Below are 18,158 nucleotides of genomic sequence, written 5' to 3' on the forward strand. Positions count from 1 at the left end.
CGCGCTCAACGCCCCTCAGGGCGCCAGCCGTTCGCGCCGCCACGCACCATCGGCCTGCGCGGTGTAGCGCAGCCGGTCGTGCAGACGGCTCTTGCGGCCTTGCCAGAACTGCCAGTTGTCCGGCTTCAATCGATAGCCGCCCCAATGCGGCGGGCGCGGGGGCTTGAGCAGGAATTGCGCGCCGTATTTCGCGGCGTTGGCGACCAGCACCGCACGGCTCTCGATCACCTCGCTCTGCGGGCTGGCCCACGCGCCGATGCGGCTGTCCAGCGGCCGGCTCTGGAAGTAGGCGTCGCTCTCCTCGTCGCTCACCTTTTCCACCGTGCCTTCGATGCGCACCACGCGTTCGAGCTCGACCCAGTGGAACTGCAGAGCGGCGAACGGGTTGCCCGCCAGTTCGCGGCCCTTGCGGCTGCCATAGTTGGTGTACCAGACGATGCCGCGCGCGTCGTAGCCCTTGATCAGCACGATGCGCGTGCTCGGGCGCAGGTCGGAGCCCACGGTGGCCAGCGTCATGGCATTGGGCTCGGGCACCTCGCCCCGGATGGCTTCGTTGAGCCATTGGTCGAATTGCTTCAACGGGTCGGCGTGCGAGGCCGATTCGCTCAGCTCGGCTTTTTCGTAGCTCTTGCGCAGGTCAGCGATGTTCATGGGAATACGTGGGTAGGGTGGGTTCGTCGGCGAGGGTGAGCAGCTGCTGCAGCGCATGGTCGTGGATGCCGTGGTGCAACAAGCCTTCGAAGGTCTGGCGTGCGTAGTCCAGCGTGGTGCCGTAGCGGCCGCAGGAGCGCGCGAAGATCTCGCGGTAGCGCTCCTCGCTCAGCGTGCCGGTGTAGCTCGGGCTGTGGCGCGAGAGCGTAAACGCCAGCGCGCGCACCGGTCCTTGCGGCGTCTCGCAATGCACCCACTTCGGATCGTAGACCGGGTTGGGCATCTCGCGCGCCCACAGCACGGGCATGAGGGCCTCCACCTGCTCGTGCGGGACCCGTAGCGCGAGACCGGCGCAACTGCCGCCGGGCATCAGCGCAAACACCAGGCCCGGGCATTCGTAGGTGCCCCGGTTGACGCGGCTCCACATCTTCAAGCAACGGTTGTAGCCGCGCACGCGCGCCGGCCGCTGCTCCACGGCGTCGAATTCGGGTCGCCAGACCAGCGAGGCGTAGGCGAACACCCAGAGGTCGGGCCGCGGTCCTTGTGCGCGCCACTGCGCCACGGTGTCGGCCAGCATTTGCGCGCCATTGCGCAGGGCAGGGTCGTGGCGCGCTCGCACGCTCGAAGTGTCACGGTGGGCCATTTACAATCGTTGTCCAGTTCTCTTCCCATTATTCTTCACGGAGTGTTTCCCATGTCATCTCAGGACGATCAACCCGAATACCGCGTCGTGGCCCTGGTGCTGATCAGTTTGATCGTGCTGGTGGTGGGCGCCGTCCTGGGGTTCGGCATCCACAAGTCGCGCGGCGCCGCGCCCAGTGCCGCCGGCACGGCGGTCGTGGTGCCCGCTGCAACGCCTGCTGTTGCAGCGGCTGCAGCCCCGGTGGGCGATGATGCCAGCGTCGTGGTGGAAAACGGCGTGGTCAAGTTCTACTTTGCATCGGGCAAGGCCGACCTGGCTTCGGGCGCGCTGGACGCGCTGAGCGACGTGATCGCCGCCGGCAAGGCCGGCAAGAAGTTGGCCATTTCCGGCTTCCACGATGCCACCGGCAGCGCGGCCGCCAACGCCGAATTGGCCAAGCAGCGCGCCATCGCCGTGCGCGATGCGCTGGTGGGCGCGGGCGTGGCCGAAAGCGTGGTGGAGCTGAAGAAGCCCGAGCAAACGCTGGCCAGCGGCAACAACGCCGAAGCGCGCCGTGTGGAAGTGGCCATCGCGCCCTGAGCGTTTTTTGCTTCGCCCATCAAAAATGCCTGGCTTGCCAGGCATTTTTTTCGTCCGCGTTCGGCGCTGGAGGCTCAGCGCAGGCCTTGCCCAGCCTGGTGTTCCGCGCGCTGGATCAACTCAATCTTGTAGCCGTCCGGATCCGTCACGAACGCGATGACGGTCGAGCCACCCTTGACGGGGCCGGCCTCGCGCGTCACGTTGCCGCCTGCGGCCTTGATCTTCTCGCAGGCCGCATAGGCATCGGGCACGCCCAGTGCGATGTGGCCGTAAGCGGTGCCGAGCTCGTAGCTTTCGGTACCCCAGTTGTAGGTGAGTTCGATCTCGGCCTGCGCCGGGTTGCCCTCGTAGCCCACGAAGGCCAGCGAGTACTTGTACTCGGGGTTCTCGGACGTGCGCAGCAATTGCATGCCCAGCACCTGGGTGTAGAAGTCAATGGAGCGCTGAAGGTTGCCCACGCGCAGCATGGTGTGTAGAAGTCTCATGCGCACGATTGTCACCCTTGCACAAAGACCCAGCAGGCCAACTAGGGTTATCCCGCACCCTCATCAAGCGCAAGGCTGAAATGCCGTGAGCCGTGCTGCGCCGCCGCACCCGGCTCTCTACAGTTCCTTTCCAGAAAGGCGAAAGGACTGCTCCCCATGGCCCAACCCCGTTGGAACCGAATTCTCATCACAGGCGCCTGTGGCCGCCTGGGCTCGCACTTGCGCACCGGCCTGGCCGGCGCCGCGCAGGTGCTGCGCCTGACCGACATCCGCGACCCGGGGCCTGCCGCGCCGGGTGAAGAGGTGGTGGTCGCCGACCTGTCCGACCTCGACGCCGTGCACCGCCTGATGGAGGGCGTGGACCTGGTGCTGCACTTCGGCGCCGTCATGGTGCGCCAGCCCTGGGACGTGGTGCTGCCCGCGAACATCATCGGCAGCTACAACGTGTTCGAAGCCGCGCGCCGCGCCGGCGTGAAGCGCATCGTGTATGCCAGCTCCAGCCACGCCATCGGCATGTACCGCTGCGACGAGGTGCTCGACGCCGATTCGCCGCCACGGCCCGACACGCCCTACGGCCTTAGCAAGGCTTTCGGCGAAAGCCTGGCGCGCATGTACTTCGACAAGTACGGCATCGAGGCTGCGTGCCTGCGCATCGGTTCGTGCTTCGAGAAGCCGACCGACGAACGCATGCTGGCCACCTGGCTCAGCCATGCCGATCTGGTGCGCCTGTGCCGCGCCTGCATCGACGCCCCGGTGCTGGGCTACGCCATCGTCTATGGCCAGTCGGACAACCCGCGCAGCTTCTGGGACAACGGCCGCGTGCGCTTTCTGGGCTACCACCCGCAGGACAGCGCGGCCCAGTTCGTCGATTCGATCCAGGCACCCGCCAGCGACGCCGAACGCCATCCCGCCGACGCCCTTCAAGGTGGGCGTTTTGTGCTCTATCCGGAGGACGCCGCATGACGGTCTATTTGCGCAACGCCTGGTACGCCGCGTTCTGGGACGCCGACATTCCGGCCGACAAGCCTGTCGCCCGCACCATCCTCAACGAACCGCTGGTGTTCTTCCGCAAGGCCGATGGCAGCGTGGCCGCCATGACCGACCGCTGCCCGCACCGCTTCGCGATGCTGAGCATGGGCCAGGTGAAAGAGGGCGACCGCATCGCCTGCCCGTACCACGGCCTGGAGTTCGGCGCAGACGGCCGCTGCGTGCACAACCCGCACGGCAAGGGCGCTATTCCCGAGGCCGCGCGCGTGCGCGCCTACCCGGTGGTGCAGAAGCATTCGGTGCTGTGGATCTGGATGGGGGACCGCGAGCCCGATCCCGCCCGCATTCCCGACTACAGCTGCTTCGACCGTGCACAGCCAGTGCAGGTGAGCAAGCGCGACTACCTGCGCATGAACGCCAGCTGCGACCTGGTGATGAACAACCTGCTCGACACCAGCCACACCTCGTACCTGCACAACGGCATTCTGGGTGGCACCGACACGGTGGTGGCCGAGACCCGCATTGAGGAGAAGGACGGCAATGTGCTGATCGGCCGCGTATCGCAGGACTCGGCCATCCCCTCGATGTACCGCGACCTGACACCGCCCGAGGTGCAGCGCACGACCAAGTGGAACCTGATCCGCTGGAGCGTGCCGAGCGCCATCCTGATCCAGGGCGGGGTGGGCGGCCCTGGCGGTGATCCGTCGCAAGGCTGGGGCTACGACGGCGTGCACCTGCTCACGCCCGAGACCGACAAGACCATGCACTACCACTTTGCCGCCGTGCGCTGGAACCTGATCACCGACGACGTGGCCGAGAACGAGCGCATCCGCGATCACATCTCGAAGATGCGCCGCTTTGCCTTCGCGGAGCAGGACGCGCCGGTCATCGAGGCGCAGCAGCGCGCCATGGAGGCCGCAGGCCGACCGCTGCAGCCCGTGATGCTGACCGTGGACGCGGGCATGGTGCGCTGCCGCCGACTGCTCGAGCGCTTGATCCAGGAAGAACAAGCCGCCACCGATACCTTGAACACCCAAGCCCCTACCCAGACCCTCAAACCGGAGACAACCTCATGCTGAAGAAGATCGCTTTCGTGGCCGCCGCTCTCGCGGCCACCACCTCGGCCCTGGCGCAGAGCTGGCCGAGCAAGCCCGTGCGCCTGGTCGTGCCGTACGCGGCGGGCGGCCCTACCGACGTGATCGCGCGCAAGATCGGCGCGGTGATCACGGCCAAACACGGCCAGCCCGTCATCATCGACAACAAGGGCGGTGCGGGCGGCACCATCGGTGTGGACTCGGTCCTCAAGGCGCCTGCCGATGGCTATACGCTGGCCTTGGTCGCGCCCGGCCCGGTGGCGGGCATGTTCGCGATTTCCAAGGTGAACTACCAGCAGTCGCAGATCGGCTTCATCAGCCTGGTGGCGCGCAACCCCGCGGTGATCGCCGTCAACAGCAAGTCGGGCATCAAGACCCTGGGCGAGCTGGTGAAGACCGCCAAGGCCGAACCCGGCAAGCTCAATTTCAGCTCCGCCGGCCTGGGCACGACGCCGCACATCGGCTCGGAACTCTTCAAGCAGGAGGCGCAGCTGGACGTGGTGCACGTGGCCTACAAGGGCACGGCACCGGCCGTGACCGCGCTGATCTCCGGCGAGGTGCAGTTCATCTCGACCGACCTCATGGCGGTGCTGCCTTTCGCGCAGCAAGGGCAGCTCAAGATCCTGGCCATCTCCAGCACCAAGCGCGCCGCGCAGGTGCCTGACGTGCCGACCACCGGCGAACTCGGCTATCCCAACGTGGTGATGGAGACCAACTACGGCGTGCTCGGCCCCAAGGATCTGCCGGCCGGTCTGCAAAAGCGCATCCGCGACGTGTTGAGCGAAGCGGTCAACAGCGCGGAGGTGAAGGAGCTGCTGGCGCAGATGGGCGCGGTGCCGGTGATCTCGTCGTCCGAGGAATACCGCAGCCTGATGCAGTCCGAGTTCGAGACCTGGAAAAAAGTGGCGGCCAAGGGCAACATCCGCCTGGATTAGGCACACCCCCCTGCGCCGCTGACGCGGCTTCCCCCCTCCGTGGCGCGCCTTCGGCGCTTCGAGGGGGGCGGCGCCTTGGGCCGGCAGAGCCGATCCCTTGACGCCTCTGTACCGACTCCCCTTCAACCTGCTGCAGGTTTTCCCTCTCTCGCAGGCGGCACCTCGAACACCAGGCAGGTCGTGGTGGCGTGTGCGTACAGCTTGCCGTCGGCGCCGACGATGCGGCCCTCGGCCGTGGCCAACTGCCGGCCGGCGTGCACCACCGTGCCGATGGCGCGCAGCGGGCCGCTCTTGTAAGACGCGGCCCGCACGATGTTCACGCTGAGTTCGGCCGTGGTGTACGCGCGCCCCGTGGGCATGAGGGTGTGCACCGCGCAGCCCACGGCCGAGTCCAGCAGGGTGGCGTACCAGCCACCGTGCACCGACCCCAGCGGGTTGTAGTGCTTGAGCTGCGGCTGGCCCTGAAAGACCGCGCGCCCTTCGGCGATTTCCACCAGCGAGAAATCCATCGTGTCGGCGATGTGCGGGTAGGGCAGTCTCCCCTCCAGCATGGCCTGCATCTGCTGCAGGCCGGTCATGCCGGCAATGGCCGCCGGATCGGCCAGACCCGCGCCCGCGCCCTGTTTCATGCGTGCCAGAACGGCTTCGTACTGCGCGTTCCACTGCGCCTGGATCTCGTCGACGGTCATGCAAACTCCTTTTTGTTTGTAGATGCAATGATTGTAGATACAATCATCTAATGCCTGCTGACACTTCCGCGTCATCCGCCGCCCCTGTGGGGTGCACGAACTTCAAACTGCGCCAGCTCACGCGCCGGGTGACGCAGCACTACGACCAGCATCTCGCGGGCACCGGCCTGAAGATTACCCAGTACTCGCTGCTGACGCACGTGGACCGGCTCGGGCCGCTCGCGCCCGGCGAATTGGCCCGGCGCATGGACATGAGCGCCTCCACCCTCACACGCAACCTGCAACCCATGATCGCGGCCGGCTGGCTGCTGGTGGGAGAAGGCGTGGACGCGCGCAGCCGCACCGTCTCCATCACCGAAGCCGGGCTGGAGATGCGCCGCCAGGCGCAGCGCCGCTGGAAGGCCGCGCAAGTGGCGTTGAACGAGAAGCTGGGCGTGGCCACCGTGGCCGCGCTGCACGGGTTGCTGGACCAGGGTCTGGCCGCCTTTCACGAGGAGGACGCGTATGTCGAGTGAATCTTCCAGACGGGTTGCCACCGTGTGGTGGCTGGTGTTGCTGGCGGCTGCCGGTACCTATGCGCTGAGCATGGGCACGCGCCAGACCATGGGCTTCTTTCTCTCGCCGCTGAACACCGCGACCGGCCTGGGCGTGGGCAGCATCAGCCTGGCGTTTGCGTTCGGCCAGCTGTGGTGGGGCCTCACGCAACCGTTTGCCGGCGCCATCGCCGACCGCATCGGCGCGGGGCGCGTGTTGCTCGCGGGCCTGATGCTGGTGGCGCTGGGTACCTACATCACACCGCTCATGACGACGACATGGGGCCTGATCATCGCCATCGGCGTGCTGTCGGCCGGTGGCGCGGGCATGGCCGGGCCTTCGGTGCTGATGGCCGCCACCGCGCGCCTGATGCCGGCCGCGCGGCGAGGCATGGCCACGGGCGTGGTGAACGCGGGCGGTTCGTTCGGCCAGTTCGTCATGGCGCCGGTGGCGGCCGGTTTGACCTTGGGGCTGGGCTGGGTGGGCGCGATGCAGGCGCTGGGCCTGATCGTGCTGCTGGCCTTGCCGGCGGCCTGGGTGTTGCGTGGCCCAGGGCCCGCTGCCACCGCTGCCTCATCGCCTGTGGCCACCGCCTTGCCGGCCGGTGAGGCGATCCGCCAGGCTTTGGCCAACCCGAGCTACCGGCTGCTGTGCGCGGGCTTCTTCGTCTGCGGCTTCCACGTGGCCTTTCTGGCCACGCACCTGCCCGGCGTGGTCGCGGCCTGTGGGTTGCCGGCGCCGGTGGGTGCGTGGGCGCTGGGCATCATCGGCCTGTTCAACATCATCGGCAGCCTGGGCATGGGCTGGGCCGTGGGCCGCTGGCGCATGAAGTCGTTGCTCTCGCTGGTGTACGCCGCGCGGGCGCTTGCCGTTCTCGTGTTCCTGCTCTCGCCCAAGACCGAAGCGGTGCTGCTGGTGTTCGCCGCGGTGATGGGCCTGACCTTTCTCTCCACCGTGCCACCCACGGTGGGCCTGGTGGCCAAGTTCTTCGGCACCGGCAACATGGCGATGCTGTTCGGCATCGTGATGCTGGTGCACCAGATCGGCGGTTTTCTCGGTGCGTGGCTGGGCGGTCAGGTGTTCGAGGCCACGGGCAGCTACGACTGGGTGTGGTACCTCGACATCGTGCTGGCCGTGGGGGCCGCATTGATCCACCTGCCGATCCAGGAAGCGCAGGTGGTCAGGCGCTCGGCGCAGCCCGCCTGAGCGCCCACACCTTCTCAGCGGTTGGTGTCGGGCGCGGGCTCGCTGGAGCCACCGAAGAGGGGCTTCATCTGGATCTGGGGCAGCTTGCCTTCGAGCGGGTCCTTGTTCAATCCGATGGCATTGGCGCCGCGCTGCAGGCCATTGCCCCAGGCGTTGAAGAAGCGGTGCGCGTGCGTGTCGCCCGCTGGTGCGGTGGCGTCCTGCGGCGGGCTGGGCTTGTGCTGGCTCACCGGCGCAGGCGTCTTGCCGCTGGTCTTGGCGCGTTCGTTCGCGTTGGCGGTGAACGCGGCCAGGCCCATCACGGTCGCTACCACGATGACACCCATCTGCTGTTTCATGAAAGGCCTCCTTGCTTCATACAGGGCCCCTCGAGAGCGGGGCTCCAGCAACAGTCTGCCGAATAACGGTCAAAGGTCGGTAAGAAGGTGTAAGCCACACACGCCGCGCCCTTCATCAAACAGGCACGGTGTAGTTCAAGGTCATGCGCCCTCCGTCGACCGTGACGATCTCGCCGGTGACGTAGCTGGCCGCGTCGCTCGCGAGCCAGGCCACCACATCGGCGATCTCGTCCGGCTCGCCCAGGCGCTTCATGGGCGTGCGGCTGAGGATCCTGTCGCGGGCCTCCTCGCTCGTGAGTACGGCCCGTGCCGCGAGTTCGGTGGCCACCGTGCCGGGCGCCACCGCGTTCACGCGGATGCCTTTGTCGGCCAGCGCCAGGGCCATCACGCGCGTGAGCTGGTTGATGCCGCCCTTGCTCACGTTGTAGCTGGCGATGTCGGGAATGGCGAGCACGCCGTTGACCGAACTCATGTTGACGATGCTGCCGTTGCCGGCGGGGGCCATCGCGCGCGCGACGGCCTGGCCCATGAGAAAGGCGCCTTTGAGGTTGACGCGCAGCACGGCGTCGAAGTCGTCTTCGGTGATGTCGAGGAAGTCGGCGGCCTTGAAGATGCCGGCGTTGTTCACCAGCACGTCGATGCGGCCGTGCGCGCCGACGGTTCGCTCGACCACCTCGTCGACGTCGAGTTTGTCGCCGACGTCGCAGTGCACGTACGACGCGCCGATGTCGCGCGCCAGGGCACGGCCCGCGATGTCGGCCACGTCGGCAATCACGACCTTGGCGTCTTCCTGCGCGAAGCGGCGCGCGCAGGCTTCGCCGATACCTTGCGCGCCACCGGTGACGATGACGACACGGCCCTGGTGTCCGAAGTGAACGCGGGAGGGTGGGGCGGGGGTGTTCATGGGGACATCCTAACGATGGCCGTCAGCGCGGCGCAGGGTTCTCCAGCAGCGGCAGCACGTGGCCCTGGCCCGCCCGTTGCGCGATGTCGGCGGCGCGCAGGCCGTTGGCGTCGGTGCGCTGCGGGTCTGCGCCAGCGTCGAGCAGCAGGCGCACCAAGCCGGCGTCGCCACGCTGCGCGGCGAGCATGAGGGCGGTGCGGCGCTGGGCGTCGGTGGCGTTCACGTCGGCGCCTTGCGCGAGCGCGGTGCGCACTTCGGCCTGCGCGCCGCTCGCGGCGGCGGCGAGCAAGGCGGCGTTGGGGGACGCGGTGGCACGGCGGGGCGAGGACAAGGCGGCGGGTGCTTCCTCGCGCGCCAAGCCGCGTGCGCGTGGCGTGGCCGCGTCGGACCCCGACTCGGCTGGACGGGCCGCCTGTTCCTGGGGGGGCGGTGCCGGATGCGCCGGGGTCTCCATTGGCGAGGTGGGGGCCGGTGGCGGAGGGCTCGGGTCGGGTGTGGTCGAAGGTGGCGATGGCGGCAGGACGGGAGCGGCGCGGTGTTCTCGCTGGGCGTTGGCGGGCGCGGGCGCGGGCGCTTCATGCCGCCCGGCGCGCGCACTGGACTCCGGTTTCGGCGTTGGTGTGGGTGCAGGTGCAGGTGCGGGTGTGAGGACGGGTGCGGTTTCGCGCGGCACTTCCATGGGCTTGGAGCCGAGCGCGGTCTCGCGTTCCTCGACCGTGCCCCGCTCGAACTGCAAGACCACCAGCGAGGCCAGGCCGAGCACGGCAAGGCCGCCGAGCGCGCGCCAGCGCCAGGCGCGCTCGTTCGCGGCGCTCGGCCGTCCCGCGCCGGGCGAGCGCCGGGCTTGGGCGGCGGCACGCGCGTGTTCCAGGACCTGCTCGCGCAGGGCCGGGTCGGGCCGCGCCTCGTCCAGCGCATTGGCTTCTCGGTACCGCTGCAACAGGGGATCGTCGGGCTTCATGCGAAGGCCTCCAGGGTGTGGCGCAGGCGCTCGCGCGCATAGCGCAGGCGGCTCTTGGCGGTCTCGGCGCTCACGCCGGTGGTCTGCGCGATCTCGGCCAGGCTCAGGCCCGCTTCGGCCTGCAGCAGGAAGGCTTCGCGCTGCGGCAAGGGCAGGGCCGCGAGTGCATCGAGCAGCGCCTGTGCCTGTTCGCGCGATTGCAATTGCCGCACCGGGCCGAATCCGGAATCGGCGAAGAGCGTGCCGGCCAGTGCCGCGCCTTCTTCGGTATCGGCATCCAGGCTGGTGTGCGGTTTGTGCGTGCGCCAATGGTCCACCAGGCGGTGGTGGGCGAGGGTGAAGAGCCAGGTGCGAAAGCGCGCGCGGGGTTGGTAGTTCGGGGCTTGTCGCACGAGCGAAAACCACACGTCCTGCACCAGGTCGTCGGCCAGTGCGCGGTCGGGCACGCTGCGCCGCACGAAGCGCCACACCGACAGGGCATGGCGGTCGTACAGCGTTTCGAAGGCGCGCGCGTCGCCGGCGGCATAGGCCTGCATCAGCGCTGCGTCGGTCGGCATGGCCTCATCGGTCATGCCGGGGATTATGTTGGTTGCGTCTACGATGGGTCGGGCGCGTAGCCTGGCTGCCCGCCACCAGGAAACGGATTCGGCCGTGGCGGCACGGCTTGCGTCGGGATGATGCCCATGGCCACCAGGTTTTCGCGGCTGTCGTAGCGGATGCGCACGAGCTCGTCGGGCCGTTCGCTGCGCCGTTCGAACGTGGTGTGGGTGATGGGCGCGTTTTCGCGTGCGCCGTGCCCGGTGCCCAGGCGTGGCGCCGGCATGGGGGCGGCCGGCGCCATGCGGCGCGCGGCCAGCGACTGCGCACGCTCGCGCGGTGCTTCGCTGTTGCCCGCCTGCGCCTGGGCGCCTGCGTCGGCCGCGCTGGAAGGGGAGGTCGATCGGCTTTCCTCGCGCAACGAAGGCCAGGGCGCTACGGCAGGAGGTGGCGGTGGCAGGGCCTTCTCGCGGAACATCGCCACGCCGATCACGCCCACGTGCGCGGGGCGTCCGGTGCGCTCCGCGTACGACGCGCTCGATGCGGTGAAGTGAAAGGCGGCGACCTCGGCATCGCTCTTGCGCCAGCCGGTGATGGCGTGTTGCTGCCACGCCGAGAGCACGTAGCCGGTCTGTTGCCAGGCTGCGGTCTCGCCCGAGATCACGTTCACGCCGTCGACGGAAACCACGCCCAGCACGCGCCCGGCCGTGGCATTGCGCACCGACACCGCGTAGCGCGCGCCCGGGCGGCCGGCGACCCAGTATTCGCCTTGGTGACGGTAGACGCTGAGCGTCTCGCCGCTGTCGCGGTCGATCACCTGGATGTCGGCGAGGCGGCCCACGGCATGGGCGGGCAGCGCGGCCAGGGCGGCGAGCGCGGTGGCGGTGGACAGTGCGAAGCGAAAGAAGCGAACGGGTTTCATGCAGGCTCCGGAAAGTGGATGGAGCCTGTTGAAACGAATGAAGGGCCCGAGCGGGGTGAAGGCCGGGCCGGATTTTGTGTAACCGGTTGCATCAGCAGGCCTTGCAGGCTCCTAGCGCACCCTCGACACGCAGGCGCGTTTGCGCAATGAGGTACTCCAGAAACACCTCGGTTCGCCTGGGCATGAACTTGCGGCTGGGCAGCGCGGCGTACAGCGTGAGCCGGTCGGTGATCCAGTCGTTGAGCACGCGCACCAGTTCGCCGCTCTGGAGCATGGGCGCGGCCAGTTCGATGGCGGTGGCCGTGATGCCGGCGCCGTCCTGCGCGGCCTGGATCAAGGTGTCCGTGTGGTTGGCCCAGAGCACCGGTTGCACGTCGACGTCCACGAACCGCTCGCGCTCGTGCTCGTGCAGCAGCCGCCAGGACGTGCTGCGCCCGGCCAGGGGCTTGAGCCGCAGGCAGTCGTGCTGCGCCAGGTCTTGCGGGCGCGTGGGCGTGCCTTTGCGGCGCAGGTATTCGGGCGAGGCCAGCAGCACGGTGACGCTGGAGTTGACCTTGCGCGCGATCACGTTGCCATCGAAGGAGTCCTGCGCGCCTATGAGGGTGATGTCGTAGTCCTCGATCGGCGGCTCGCGGTGCGAGTCGACGTCGATGTCGAGCAGGATCTTGGGGTACTTCTGCCGGAAGCCGCTGACCAGCGGGGCGAGCACGTGCGTGGCCAGCACGGGCGGCACCAGCACGCGCAGCACACCGGCCAGTTCGGTGGTCTTGGAACTCACCAGTTCGTTGGCTTCGTCCAGTTCTTGCAAGATCACGCGCACCCGGTCGAGGTAACCCTCGCCCGCGTCGGTGAGCGAGACGCGGCGCGTGGTGCGGTGCAGCAGGCGCGTGCCCAGGTGGTCTTCCAGATCGGCCACCAGCCGCGTGACCACGGCGGGCGACATGTCCAGCGCGCGCGCTGCGGCCGCGAACCCGCCTTCGTCCATCACTTTCTGAAAAGCGCGCATCGAAGCTAAACGGTCCACGGGGGGGCTCCTATAAAGGGTTTTTACCTATGAGTTTGGGGTGATTGTTTCTTAATTGGCAATAGACTAGTCATTCTTATGGTGTTTTTCTTCTCGATCAGAAACTTTACAGTTCATCCCATCGATGCACGCAAACCCTTCCGCAGAGGCATCGAAGCCGGCCAGACCGCACAACGGACTTGACCGGCATGTTCAACCCTCCAAAAAGGAAACTGTCATGAAATCCCGTCTTTCTGTTGTTGCACTCGCCCTCTCTACTTTGGTTGCTGGCCACGCTTTGGCTGCCGACGCTTCGGTGGGCAAGACCCGCGACGAAGTGCGCGCTGAACTCGCCCAAGCCATCCGCAGCGGTGACCTGATCGCCGACGGCGCGACCGGCCAGCGCTACAACGAACTCTCGCCCGAGTTCTACGCCCCGAAGGCCGTGGCTGTGTCCAAGACCCGCGCCGAAGTGGTCGCTGAACGCGACGCCGCCATCCGCAACGGCGACCTGATCGCCGACGGTGCGACCGGCCAGCGCTACAACCAGCTGGCTCCCGCCCAGTATGCGGCTGTGCGTGCCGAAGCGCCCGTGGCCTCGCAAGCTGCCGCTCCCGTGGTGGGCAAGACCCGCGCGCAAGTGAAGGCCGAACTGGCCGAAGCCATCCGCACTGGCGACATGGTGGCCGACGGTGCCACGGGCGCCAAGTACAACGAGCTGTTTCCGCAGCAATACCCGCAATCGGTGACGGCCCAAGGCCAGGCGCGCGACGTGCGTGCCGGTGTCGTCGACTCGCGCAGCGCCAACGGCGGCTGATCGAGCACTAGGTGTGCGCGTTGAATCCAACGCGCACGCTCAGGCCTCCCGAGGGGCTGCTGGCCAAGGTCAGCAGCCCCTCGTTTCTTTGGGCGATGCGCGTGACGATGGCCAGGCCCAGGCCACTGCCGCTGGCGTCGTCGTGCGGGTTCAGGCGCACGAAGCGCTCGAGCACGCGTGGGCGGTCGGCCGGGGAGATGCCGGGGCCGTTGTCGTTGACGACCAGATCCACCCGCGCCGCGCTCGCTTCGACGCGCACATCGACCCGGCTGCCGGCAGGCGTGTGGCGCAGCGCGTTGTCCACCAGGTTGTCCAGCAGAACCCTCATGTCCAGCGGGTCGGCCCACACGGAGGCCGCGTCGCAGGTGTCCAGGCCCAGGTCGATGTCCCGCGCTTCCGCCTGTGCCGAGAATGCCGCGACGACCTCCGCCGCCAGCCGGTCCAGACGCATGGCAGCCGGCTCGTGCCGGCGCGCCTGGGCATCCAGCCGCGCCATCTGCAGCAGTTGCGCCACCAGGTGGGTGCTGCGCGCGATGCCCCGGTCGAGCTCATCGAGAGCCGCCTCGCGTTGGTCGCTGGGCGCGCGGCGCGCCAGTTGCGCTTGCAGCTTGACGGCGGCCAACGGTGTGTTGAGCTCGTGCGCCGCATCGGCCAGCATCTGGCGTTGCTGGGTCAGCAGCCCGTCCACCCGTGCGAGCAACCGGTTGAGCGAGTTCCCCAGGGGCACGAGCTCGTCGGGCATGCCTTCGATGGTGATGGGCTGAAGTTCCTTGGCGTCGCGCTGGCGGATGTCGCGGCCCAGCGCGTTCAAGGGCGCCAGCGCACGGGTGACCGCCGCATGGATCAACATGCCCAGCACCAACACAACCAGGGCGGCCAGCGCGAACAGCCACAGCGCCATCTGGGAGAAGGTGCTCGCGCGGTCCCTGGCGTTCTTGGCCACCTGCACCAGCTCTTCGTCGTCCCGAAGGGTGAACACGCGCCAGTGGTCACCCGCCCATTCGATGTCGTGGAACCCGGGTGTCTGCAAAGGCGGTCCTCCACTGTCCACCGAGGCATACAGGCGTTCGCCCGACAAGGTCCAGATCTGGCTGATGAACACGCCGAGGTCGTCGGTGGCCCACGCAGGTGGGTTCTCGCTCGGGGTGGGACGGGCTGTGGCCAGGGGCGCGGCGTGCGCGGGTGTGTCCGACGCCCAGCTGTGGGGCCGCACGCCATGGCGTACCACCGAGTGCGCGATCTGTTCCATGCCGAAGTCGCGCACGCGGTTGAAGGCAGTCCAGGCCATGTGGTACGTCAGCGCACAGACCACCGCGCAGGTGATGACCAGCGCCAGGATCTGCCACAGCAGCAGGTCGCGCCGGATGGACTTCTTCATCCGGTCGCGACCAGCTTGTAGCCCACGCCGCGCACGTTCTTGATCCAGTCGGTGCCCAGCTTGCGCCGCAGGTGGTGCACATGCACCTCGACCGCGTTGCTGGCCACTTCCGATTGCCAGCCATAGAGGCGGCTTTCCAGTTGTTCGCGGGAGAGCACGGTGCCGGGGTTCTCCATCAGGGCGAGCAAGAGGTCGTATTCGCGCGCGGCCAGCACCACGGCCTGGTTGTCGAGCAGGGCCTCGCGCCGCAGGGGACGCAGGACCAGGCGTCCGAGCTTCAACTCCGGCGCGGCGCGACCGCTTTGGCGCCGGGCCAGGGCGTGCACGCGGGCGACCAGCTCGTCGAGGTCGAAAGGCTTGGTGAGGTAGTCGTCCGCACCCAGGTTCAGGCCGGCGATGCGGTCTCCCACCGCGTCGCGCGCCGACACCACCAGCACCGCAACGGAATGTTCGTCCGCCCGAAGCCACTGCAGCAGTTGCAGGCCGTCCAGTCCGGGCAGGCCGATGTCGAGCAGCAGCACCTCGTAGGCGTGCAGGCGCAGCGCGGCCTGGGTCTGCGGGCCATCGTGCGTCCAGTCCACGGTGAAGCCCGCCAGTTGCAGGCCGCTCACCATGCTCTTGCCCAGCATGGCGTCGTCTTCGGCAAGTAGAACTTTCATGGAGGCGTAGTGTCGGCGAAAAGCGTGGCACGGCGGCGCGCGCGCTCTGGTACAAACAACGGCCCTTTCTGGAGAAGCTCTTGATACGGTTTCGCCTTCAAACGTATAACTGCGTTGGATCGCCTTGCCGTGCTACAGCACTGTCTGCGGCAACCCGCCTTGTTCTACGCTTGAATGCGAAACCGTATGAGTACCTGCACGTTTCAACAAGTGATCTTGTACACCGATGCCGATGGCCGGGCACGCTTTCGCGAAACCGCATTGGCGTTGACGCAAGGCACGCCCGCTGCGCGCCTTTCGCCCCCCTTGCCCGCGAAGGAGTGTCAGTTGCGCGAAAGCCCGGTGGGCTTTCGCAGCGAGTTCCATTGCACGGGAGAGCCGCAGTGGCTGTTCGTGCTGCAAGGTTGCATGGAGATTGGCTTGCAGGACGGCAGCTGGCGTGCCTTCGGGCCGGGCCAGCATTTCTATTCGGCCGACACCTTGCCCGAGGGCGCGACCTTCGACCCCGCCGTGCACGGCCACCGCAGCCGGCAGGTGGGCGACGAGCCGCTGGTGACGGTGTTTGTGCGCTAGGGCGTCACCGGGGGCGTCTCGGTGACGAAGCTGTCGCGCACGGTGAACCAGATCGAGGTGTGGAACATGGCCGCCAGCGCCAGGACCAGGGGATAGATCAGCAGATTGAGCAGGGCCGCGCCGCCCAGCAGCGCGGCCAGCAGGTTCAACACCAGGCCCGAGAGCATGATCACGGCCATCCAGCCCAGGCTGTAGAGCAGCATCGCGCCCTTGTTGGCCCAACAGGCCATGAAGCTGAAGAACAGGCTCTTGGCCGGCGTGACGCCGTGCCAGAAAACCAGCGCGGGTGCGTGCCAGAACGCCATGACCACGGGCACGTACAGCACCAGCGCGACCCACAGCCCCGGGTTGTTCAGCAGGTCGCGCACGCGCTCGGGCGAGACCTCGCCGCCCGGCAATTCCACAGGCGCGATGTTGGGGGCGAACAGGGCCGAGATGCCCAGGACCAGCATCAGGGCGGTGGCGTACATCGCGCCCAGGATCAGCATGGAACGCGTCTTGGGCGTGCCGCCGCGAAACGCGGTGATCAGGGTGGAGGGCATGGGAAAGCGCCCTTGTTCGGCTTCGCGGGTGGCGGCCATGAGGCCCAGCGTGGCCGCCGGCACCAGCGCCATGGCGATCAGGGTGCCGATGAAGGGCACGATGGACAGCACCGAGACCGTGGCCATGAACATGAAAAACAGGCCCGCCATGCCCAGGGGCTGGCGGAAGAAGGTGCGGGCGCCCAGCTTGACCCACTGGAAGCCGGTGCGGGCGGGGACGAGGTTGAGTTTCATGCGGGCAGGGAGGATTCCACGCGGACGGGCTGTTGCGCGTCGCCGCGCAGCAGGTTGGAGAGGGCCTGGGTGTCGCGAATCCGGGCGCGCAGCACGCGCTCGAAGTGGGCGGGATCGTGTGCCTGGAGCAGGGCGGCCTCGCGCGGCAGGTGGAGATCCCACAGGCGCGAGATCCAGAACCGCAGGGCGCCCGCGCGCAACAGGGCCGGCAGCAGGCTGCGTTCTGCCGCGCTCAAGGGGCGCACCGCCTCGTAGGCCGAGAGCAAGGCGAGCGAGCGCGGGGTGTCGAGCGAACCGTCGTGGTCTTCGTCGTGCAGCACGCACCAGTCGTTGAGGCAGACCGCGATGTCGAACAGGAAACTGTCGACGCCGGCGAAATAGAAGTCGAACAAGCCGCTGAGTTCGCCGTCCTCGAACAGGGCGTTGTCGCGGAAGAGGTCGGCGTGGATCGCGCCGCGCGGCAAGGCCTTGCAGGCCGGGCTTTGCGCGACATGGTTCTGGTAGGCCAGCTCGCTGCGCAGCAACTGGGCCTGCGCGTCGGTGAGAAAGGGCAGGATCTCCGGCACGGTCTCGTTCCACCAGGGCAGGCCGCGCAGGTTGGGCTGGCTCAGGGGGAAGTCGCGCCCGGCCAGGTGCATGCGCGCCAGCGTGCGGCCCACGGCCTCGCACTGCGGCACCCCAGGCGCCAGATCGCTTTTGCCGCGCAGCTTGGCGACCACGGCGGCGGGTTTGCCCTGTACCGTGAACAGGATCTCGCCTTGGGCGTTGGCGGCGGGCGCGGGCACGGGAATGCCGCGCTCGGCCAGGAACTTCATGAGCTGGAGATAAAACGGCAACTGCTCGAAGCTCAGGCGTTCGAACACCGTGAGCACGTGCTCCAGCGTGGCGCCGTCGCGCTCGCTGGTCACGAAATAGTTGGTGTTTTCGATGCCGCCCTGGATGCCCTTGAGTTCGGTGAGGTCGCCCAGGTTCAGGGTGTGGAGCAGGGCTGCGGCGTCGGCGAACGCGACTTCGGTGTAAACGGCCATGAAAGAAAAGAAGGAACGGGTCAGAAGTTCAGGATGCGCCAGCTGCTGCGCCCGGCGTTGCCGGTGCGCTTGTCGCTTGTGCTGCCCGTGCCGTTGTCGGGCTGGATCTGGTAGGCCGGTGCGCCGTTCTTGGGCTGCACGTCGATGCTCTGCGTCTGGCCGCCCTTGCGCACTTCATCGATGCGGGTGAGCTTGTCTTCGTGGGTGATGCGCTCGACGCGGTCGCGTGGGGAAACCGGCTCGCGCGCGGCGTTGTCCGCTGGCGCCACCTGGGCCAGGGCCGGCAGGGCGGTGCACAGGCCGAAGGCCAGCACGGCCAGGGAGGAGCGCATGGAAAGATTCATCCGGGCATTGTAGGCAAGGCCGGGCACTCCCGGTGTGGCGACAGGTGAAACGCCTGCTCCCGAGACGCGCACGGCGCCCGGCAGGCCGGGGGGCGTTCTCCGCCACAATCGCTCC

Annotated in this window: 23 protein-coding genes; 8 read left to right on the forward strand and 15 right to left on the reverse strand. The window is 67.9% G+C overall.

All coding sequences use genetic code 11. From position 1 onward, the window contains the following. Positions 1 to 15 precede the first annotated feature (15 nt). Both pdxH and F9K07_RS10190 read right to left on the reverse strand, forming a co-directional pair. Positions 16 to 651, reverse strand: a complete 636-nt coding sequence (gene pdxH / locus F9K07_RS10185; RefSeq protein WP_442907411.1) for a pyridoxamine 5'-phosphate oxidase — start codon at positions 649 to 651, stop codon at positions 16 to 18. After that, positions 638 to 1,294, reverse strand: coding sequence for a gamma-glutamylcyclotransferase (locus F9K07_RS10190; protein ID WP_159592357.1), 657 nt, complete (start codon positions 1,292 to 1,294; stop codon positions 638 to 640). The genes pdxH and F9K07_RS10190 overlap by 14 nt, the downstream gene beginning before the upstream one ends. 51 nt (positions 1,295 to 1,345) lie before the next feature. On the opposite strand from F9K07_RS10190, the gene F9K07_RS10195 reads away from it, so the two are divergent. Further along, positions 1,346 to 1,873 carry an OmpA family protein gene (locus tag F9K07_RS10195; RefSeq protein ID WP_159592360.1) on the forward strand — a complete coding sequence of 176 codons (528 nt, stop codon included), beginning with the start codon at positions 1,346 to 1,348 and terminating at the stop codon, positions 1,871 to 1,873. 74 nt (positions 1,874 to 1,947) lie between these two features. Here F9K07_RS10195 and gloA read toward each other — a convergent pair whose 3' ends face one another. Beyond that, positions 1,948 to 2,358, reverse strand: coding sequence for a lactoylglutathione lyase (gene gloA / locus F9K07_RS10200; protein WP_159592363.1), 411 nt, complete (start codon positions 2,356 to 2,358; stop codon positions 1,948 to 1,950). Positions 2,359 to 2,514: 156 nt separating this feature from the next. Between gloA and F9K07_RS10205 the strand changes: the two genes are divergently transcribed. From F9K07_RS10205 to F9K07_RS10215, 3 genes are read left to right on the forward strand one after another with little or no spacing between them, the layout of a single operon-like run. After that, complete coding sequence (locus F9K07_RS10205; RefSeq protein WP_159592366.1) at positions 2,515 to 3,321, forward strand: NAD-dependent epimerase/dehydratase family protein; 807 nt, start codon at positions 2,515 to 2,517, stop codon at positions 3,319 to 3,321. Beyond that, a complete protein-coding gene (locus tag F9K07_RS10210) occupies positions 3,318 to 4,424 on the forward strand; it encodes an aromatic ring-hydroxylating dioxygenase subunit alpha (RefSeq protein ID WP_159592369.1) in 1,107 nt (368 codons plus the stop codon). The genes F9K07_RS10205 and F9K07_RS10210 overlap by 4 nt, the downstream gene beginning before the upstream one ends. Beyond that, positions 4,418 to 5,374: a Bug family tripartite tricarboxylate transporter substrate binding protein gene (locus F9K07_RS10215; protein WP_159592372.1), complete on the forward strand. Its 957-nt coding sequence runs from the start codon at positions 4,418 to 4,420 to the stop codon at positions 5,372 to 5,374. Before F9K07_RS10210 ends, F9K07_RS10215 begins: the two co-directional genes overlap by 7 nt. Before the next feature lie 122 nt (positions 5,375 to 5,496). Here F9K07_RS10215 and F9K07_RS10220 read toward each other — a convergent pair whose 3' ends face one another. Further along, on the reverse strand, positions 5,497 to 6,063 hold the full coding sequence (locus F9K07_RS10220) for a PaaI family thioesterase (RefSeq protein ID WP_159592375.1): 567 nt from the start codon (positions 6,061 to 6,063) through the stop codon (positions 5,497 to 5,499). A 50-nt stretch (positions 6,064 to 6,113) separates the two neighbouring features. On the opposite strand from F9K07_RS10220, the gene F9K07_RS10225 reads away from it, so the two are divergent. Continuing rightward, the gene (locus tag F9K07_RS10225; RefSeq protein ID WP_159592379.1) at positions 6,114 to 6,578 is read left to right on the forward strand and encodes a MarR family winged helix-turn-helix transcriptional regulator; all 465 of its coding nucleotides are present in this window, start codon (positions 6,114 to 6,116) and stop codon (positions 6,576 to 6,578) included. Further along, a complete protein-coding gene (locus tag F9K07_RS10230; RefSeq protein ID WP_159592383.1) occupies positions 6,568 to 7,803 on the forward strand; it encodes an MFS transporter in 1,236 nt (411 codons plus the stop codon). The genes F9K07_RS10225 and F9K07_RS10230 overlap by 11 nt, the downstream gene beginning before the upstream one ends. Positions 7,804 to 7,817: 14 nt before the next feature. Here the strand turns inward: F9K07_RS10230 and F9K07_RS10235 are convergent, their stop codons facing one another. From F9K07_RS10235 to F9K07_RS10260, 6 genes are all read right to left on the reverse strand, one after another. Then, positions 7,818 to 8,141, reverse strand: coding sequence for a hypothetical protein (locus F9K07_RS10235; RefSeq protein WP_159592386.1), 324 nt, complete (start codon positions 8,139 to 8,141; stop codon positions 7,818 to 7,820). Positions 8,142 to 8,256: 115 nt separating this feature from the next. Continuing rightward, positions 8,257 to 9,045: an SDR family NAD(P)-dependent oxidoreductase gene (locus tag F9K07_RS10240; protein ID WP_159592389.1), complete on the reverse strand. Its 789-nt coding sequence runs from the start codon at positions 9,043 to 9,045 to the stop codon at positions 8,257 to 8,259. Positions 9,046 to 9,067: 22 nt separating this feature from the next. Next, positions 9,068 to 10,006 (reverse strand): ankyrin repeat domain-containing protein, encoded by a 939-nt coding sequence (locus F9K07_RS32075; RefSeq protein ID WP_159592392.1) that lies wholly within the window; start codon positions 10,004 to 10,006, stop codon positions 9,068 to 9,070. Beyond that, a complete protein-coding gene (locus F9K07_RS10250; RefSeq protein WP_236581879.1) occupies positions 10,003 to 10,578 on the reverse strand; it encodes an RNA polymerase sigma factor in 576 nt (191 codons plus the stop codon). Before F9K07_RS10250 ends, F9K07_RS32075 begins: the two co-directional genes overlap by 4 nt. Positions 10,579 to 10,601: 23 nt before the next feature. Further along, positions 10,602 to 11,465 (reverse strand): hypothetical protein, encoded by an 864-nt coding sequence (locus F9K07_RS10255; RefSeq protein WP_159592395.1) that lies wholly within the window; start codon positions 11,463 to 11,465, stop codon positions 10,602 to 10,604. Positions 11,466 to 11,556: 91 nt separating this feature from the next. After that, positions 11,557 to 12,489: a LysR family transcriptional regulator gene (locus F9K07_RS10260; RefSeq protein WP_159592398.1), complete on the reverse strand. Its 933-nt coding sequence runs from the start codon at positions 12,487 to 12,489 to the stop codon at positions 11,557 to 11,559. A 217-nt stretch (positions 12,490 to 12,706) separates the two neighbouring features. Here F9K07_RS10260 and F9K07_RS10265 point away from each other — a divergent pair, with 217 nt between their 5' ends. Then, a complete protein-coding gene (locus F9K07_RS10265; RefSeq protein WP_159592401.1) occupies positions 12,707 to 13,285 on the forward strand; it encodes a DUF4148 domain-containing protein in 579 nt (192 codons plus the stop codon). A 7-nt stretch (positions 13,286 to 13,292) separates the two neighbouring features. On the opposite strand, the gene F9K07_RS10270 is transcribed toward F9K07_RS10265, so the two are convergent. Then, positions 13,293 to 14,663: an ATP-binding protein gene (locus F9K07_RS10270; RefSeq protein WP_159592404.1), complete on the reverse strand. Its 1,371-nt coding sequence runs from the start codon at positions 14,661 to 14,663 to the stop codon at positions 13,293 to 13,295. After that, entirely contained in the window at positions 14,660 to 15,322 is a 663-nt protein-coding gene (locus F9K07_RS10275; protein ID WP_159592407.1) for a response regulator transcription factor, read from the reverse strand. The genes F9K07_RS10270 and F9K07_RS10275 overlap by 4 nt, the downstream gene beginning before the upstream one ends. Before the next feature lie 186 nt (positions 15,323 to 15,508). Between F9K07_RS10275 and F9K07_RS10280 the strand changes: the two genes are divergently transcribed. Further along, positions 15,509 to 15,895 (forward strand): hypothetical protein, encoded by a 387-nt coding sequence (locus F9K07_RS10280; RefSeq protein ID WP_159592410.1) that lies wholly within the window; start codon positions 15,509 to 15,511, stop codon positions 15,893 to 15,895. Here the strand turns inward: F9K07_RS10280 and F9K07_RS10285 are convergent. Genes F9K07_RS10285 through F9K07_RS10295 form a run of 3 tightly spaced genes read right to left on the reverse strand, consistent with a single transcriptional unit; the run spans position 15,892 to position 18,043 of the window. Next, a complete protein-coding gene (locus F9K07_RS10285; RefSeq protein WP_159592413.1) occupies positions 15,892 to 16,671 on the reverse strand; it encodes a BPSS1780 family membrane protein in 780 nt (259 codons plus the stop codon). The genes F9K07_RS10280 and F9K07_RS10285 overlap by 4 nt on opposite strands. Further along, positions 16,668 to 17,699: a homoserine kinase gene (locus F9K07_RS10290; RefSeq protein WP_159592416.1), complete on the reverse strand. Its 1,032-nt coding sequence runs from the start codon at positions 17,697 to 17,699 to the stop codon at positions 16,668 to 16,670. Before F9K07_RS10290 ends, F9K07_RS10285 begins: the two co-directional genes overlap by 4 nt. 20 nt (positions 17,700 to 17,719) lie before the next feature. Beyond that, positions 17,720 to 18,043 carry a hypothetical protein gene (locus tag F9K07_RS10295; RefSeq protein ID WP_159592419.1) on the reverse strand — a complete coding sequence of 108 codons (324 nt, stop codon included), beginning with the start codon at positions 18,041 to 18,043 and terminating at the stop codon, positions 17,720 to 17,722. Between the last annotated feature and the right edge of the window lie 115 nt (positions 18,044 to 18,158).

Origin of the sequence: Hydrogenophaga sp. BPS33 (assembly GCF_009859475.1) — a bacterium.
Classification (GTDB): Bacteria; Pseudomonadota; Gammaproteobacteria; order Burkholderiales; family Burkholderiaceae_C; genus Hydrogenophaga.

Coding starts and splice junctions, on each gene's coding strand:
- pdxH (WP_442907411.1), bottom strand. CDS start 651: ATGAACATCGCTGACCTGCGCAAGAGCTACGAAAAAGCCGAGCTGAGC.
- F9K07_RS10190 (WP_159592357.1), bottom strand. CDS start 1,294: ATGGCCCACCGTGACACTTCGAGCGTGCGAGCGCGCCACGACCCTGCC.
- F9K07_RS10195 (WP_159592360.1), top strand. CDS start 1,346: ATGTCATCTCAGGACGATCAACCCGAATACCGCGTCGTGGCCCTGGTG.
- gloA (WP_159592363.1), bottom strand. CDS start 2,358: ATGAGACTTCTACACACCATGCTGCGCGTGGGCAACCTTCAGCGCTCC.
- F9K07_RS10205 (WP_159592366.1), top strand. CDS start 2,515: ATGGCCCAACCCCGTTGGAACCGAATTCTCATCACAGGCGCCTGTGGC.
- F9K07_RS10210 (WP_159592369.1), top strand. CDS start 3,318: ATGACGGTCTATTTGCGCAACGCCTGGTACGCCGCGTTCTGGGACGCC.
- F9K07_RS10215 (WP_159592372.1), top strand. CDS start 4,418: ATGCTGAAGAAGATCGCTTTCGTGGCCGCCGCTCTCGCGGCCACCACC.
- F9K07_RS10220 (WP_159592375.1), bottom strand. CDS start 6,063: ATGACCGTCGACGAGATCCAGGCGCAGTGGAACGCGCAGTACGAAGCC.
- F9K07_RS10225 (WP_159592379.1), top strand. CDS start 6,114: ATGCCTGCTGACACTTCCGCGTCATCCGCCGCCCCTGTGGGGTGCACG.
- F9K07_RS10230 (WP_159592383.1), top strand. CDS start 6,568: ATGTCGAGTGAATCTTCCAGACGGGTTGCCACCGTGTGGTGGCTGGTG.
- F9K07_RS10235 (WP_159592386.1), bottom strand. CDS start 8,141: ATGAAACAGCAGATGGGTGTCATCGTGGTAGCGACCGTGATGGGCCTG.
- F9K07_RS10240 (WP_159592389.1), bottom strand. CDS start 9,045: ATGAACACCCCCGCCCCACCCTCCCGCGTTCACTTCGGACACCAGGGC.
- F9K07_RS32075 (WP_159592392.1), bottom strand. CDS start 10,006: ATGAAGCCCGACGATCCCCTGTTGCAGCGGTACCGAGAAGCCAATGCG.
- F9K07_RS10250 (WP_236581879.1), bottom strand. CDS start 10,578: ATGACCGATGAGGCCATGCCGACCGACGCAGCGCTGATGCAGGCCTAT.
- F9K07_RS10255 (WP_159592395.1), bottom strand. CDS start 11,465: ATGAAACCCGTTCGCTTCTTTCGCTTCGCACTGTCCACCGCCACCGCG.
- F9K07_RS10265 (WP_159592401.1), top strand. CDS start 12,707: ATGAAATCCCGTCTTTCTGTTGTTGCACTCGCCCTCTCTACTTTGGTT.
- F9K07_RS10270 (WP_159592404.1), bottom strand. CDS start 14,663: ATGAAGAAGTCCATCCGGCGCGACCTGCTGCTGTGGCAGATCCTGGCG.
- F9K07_RS10275 (WP_159592407.1), bottom strand. CDS start 15,322: ATGAAAGTTCTACTTGCCGAAGACGACGCCATGCTGGGCAAGAGCATG.
- F9K07_RS10280 (WP_159592410.1), top strand. CDS start 15,509: ATGAGTACCTGCACGTTTCAACAAGTGATCTTGTACACCGATGCCGAT.
- F9K07_RS10285 (WP_159592413.1), bottom strand. CDS start 16,671: ATGAAACTCAACCTCGTCCCCGCCCGCACCGGCTTCCAGTGGGTCAAG.
- F9K07_RS10290 (WP_159592416.1), bottom strand. CDS start 17,699: ATGGCCGTTTACACCGAAGTCGCGTTCGCCGACGCCGCAGCCCTGCTC.
- F9K07_RS10295 (WP_159592419.1), bottom strand. CDS start 18,043: ATGAATCTTTCCATGCGCTCCTCCCTGGCCGTGCTGGCCTTCGGCCTG.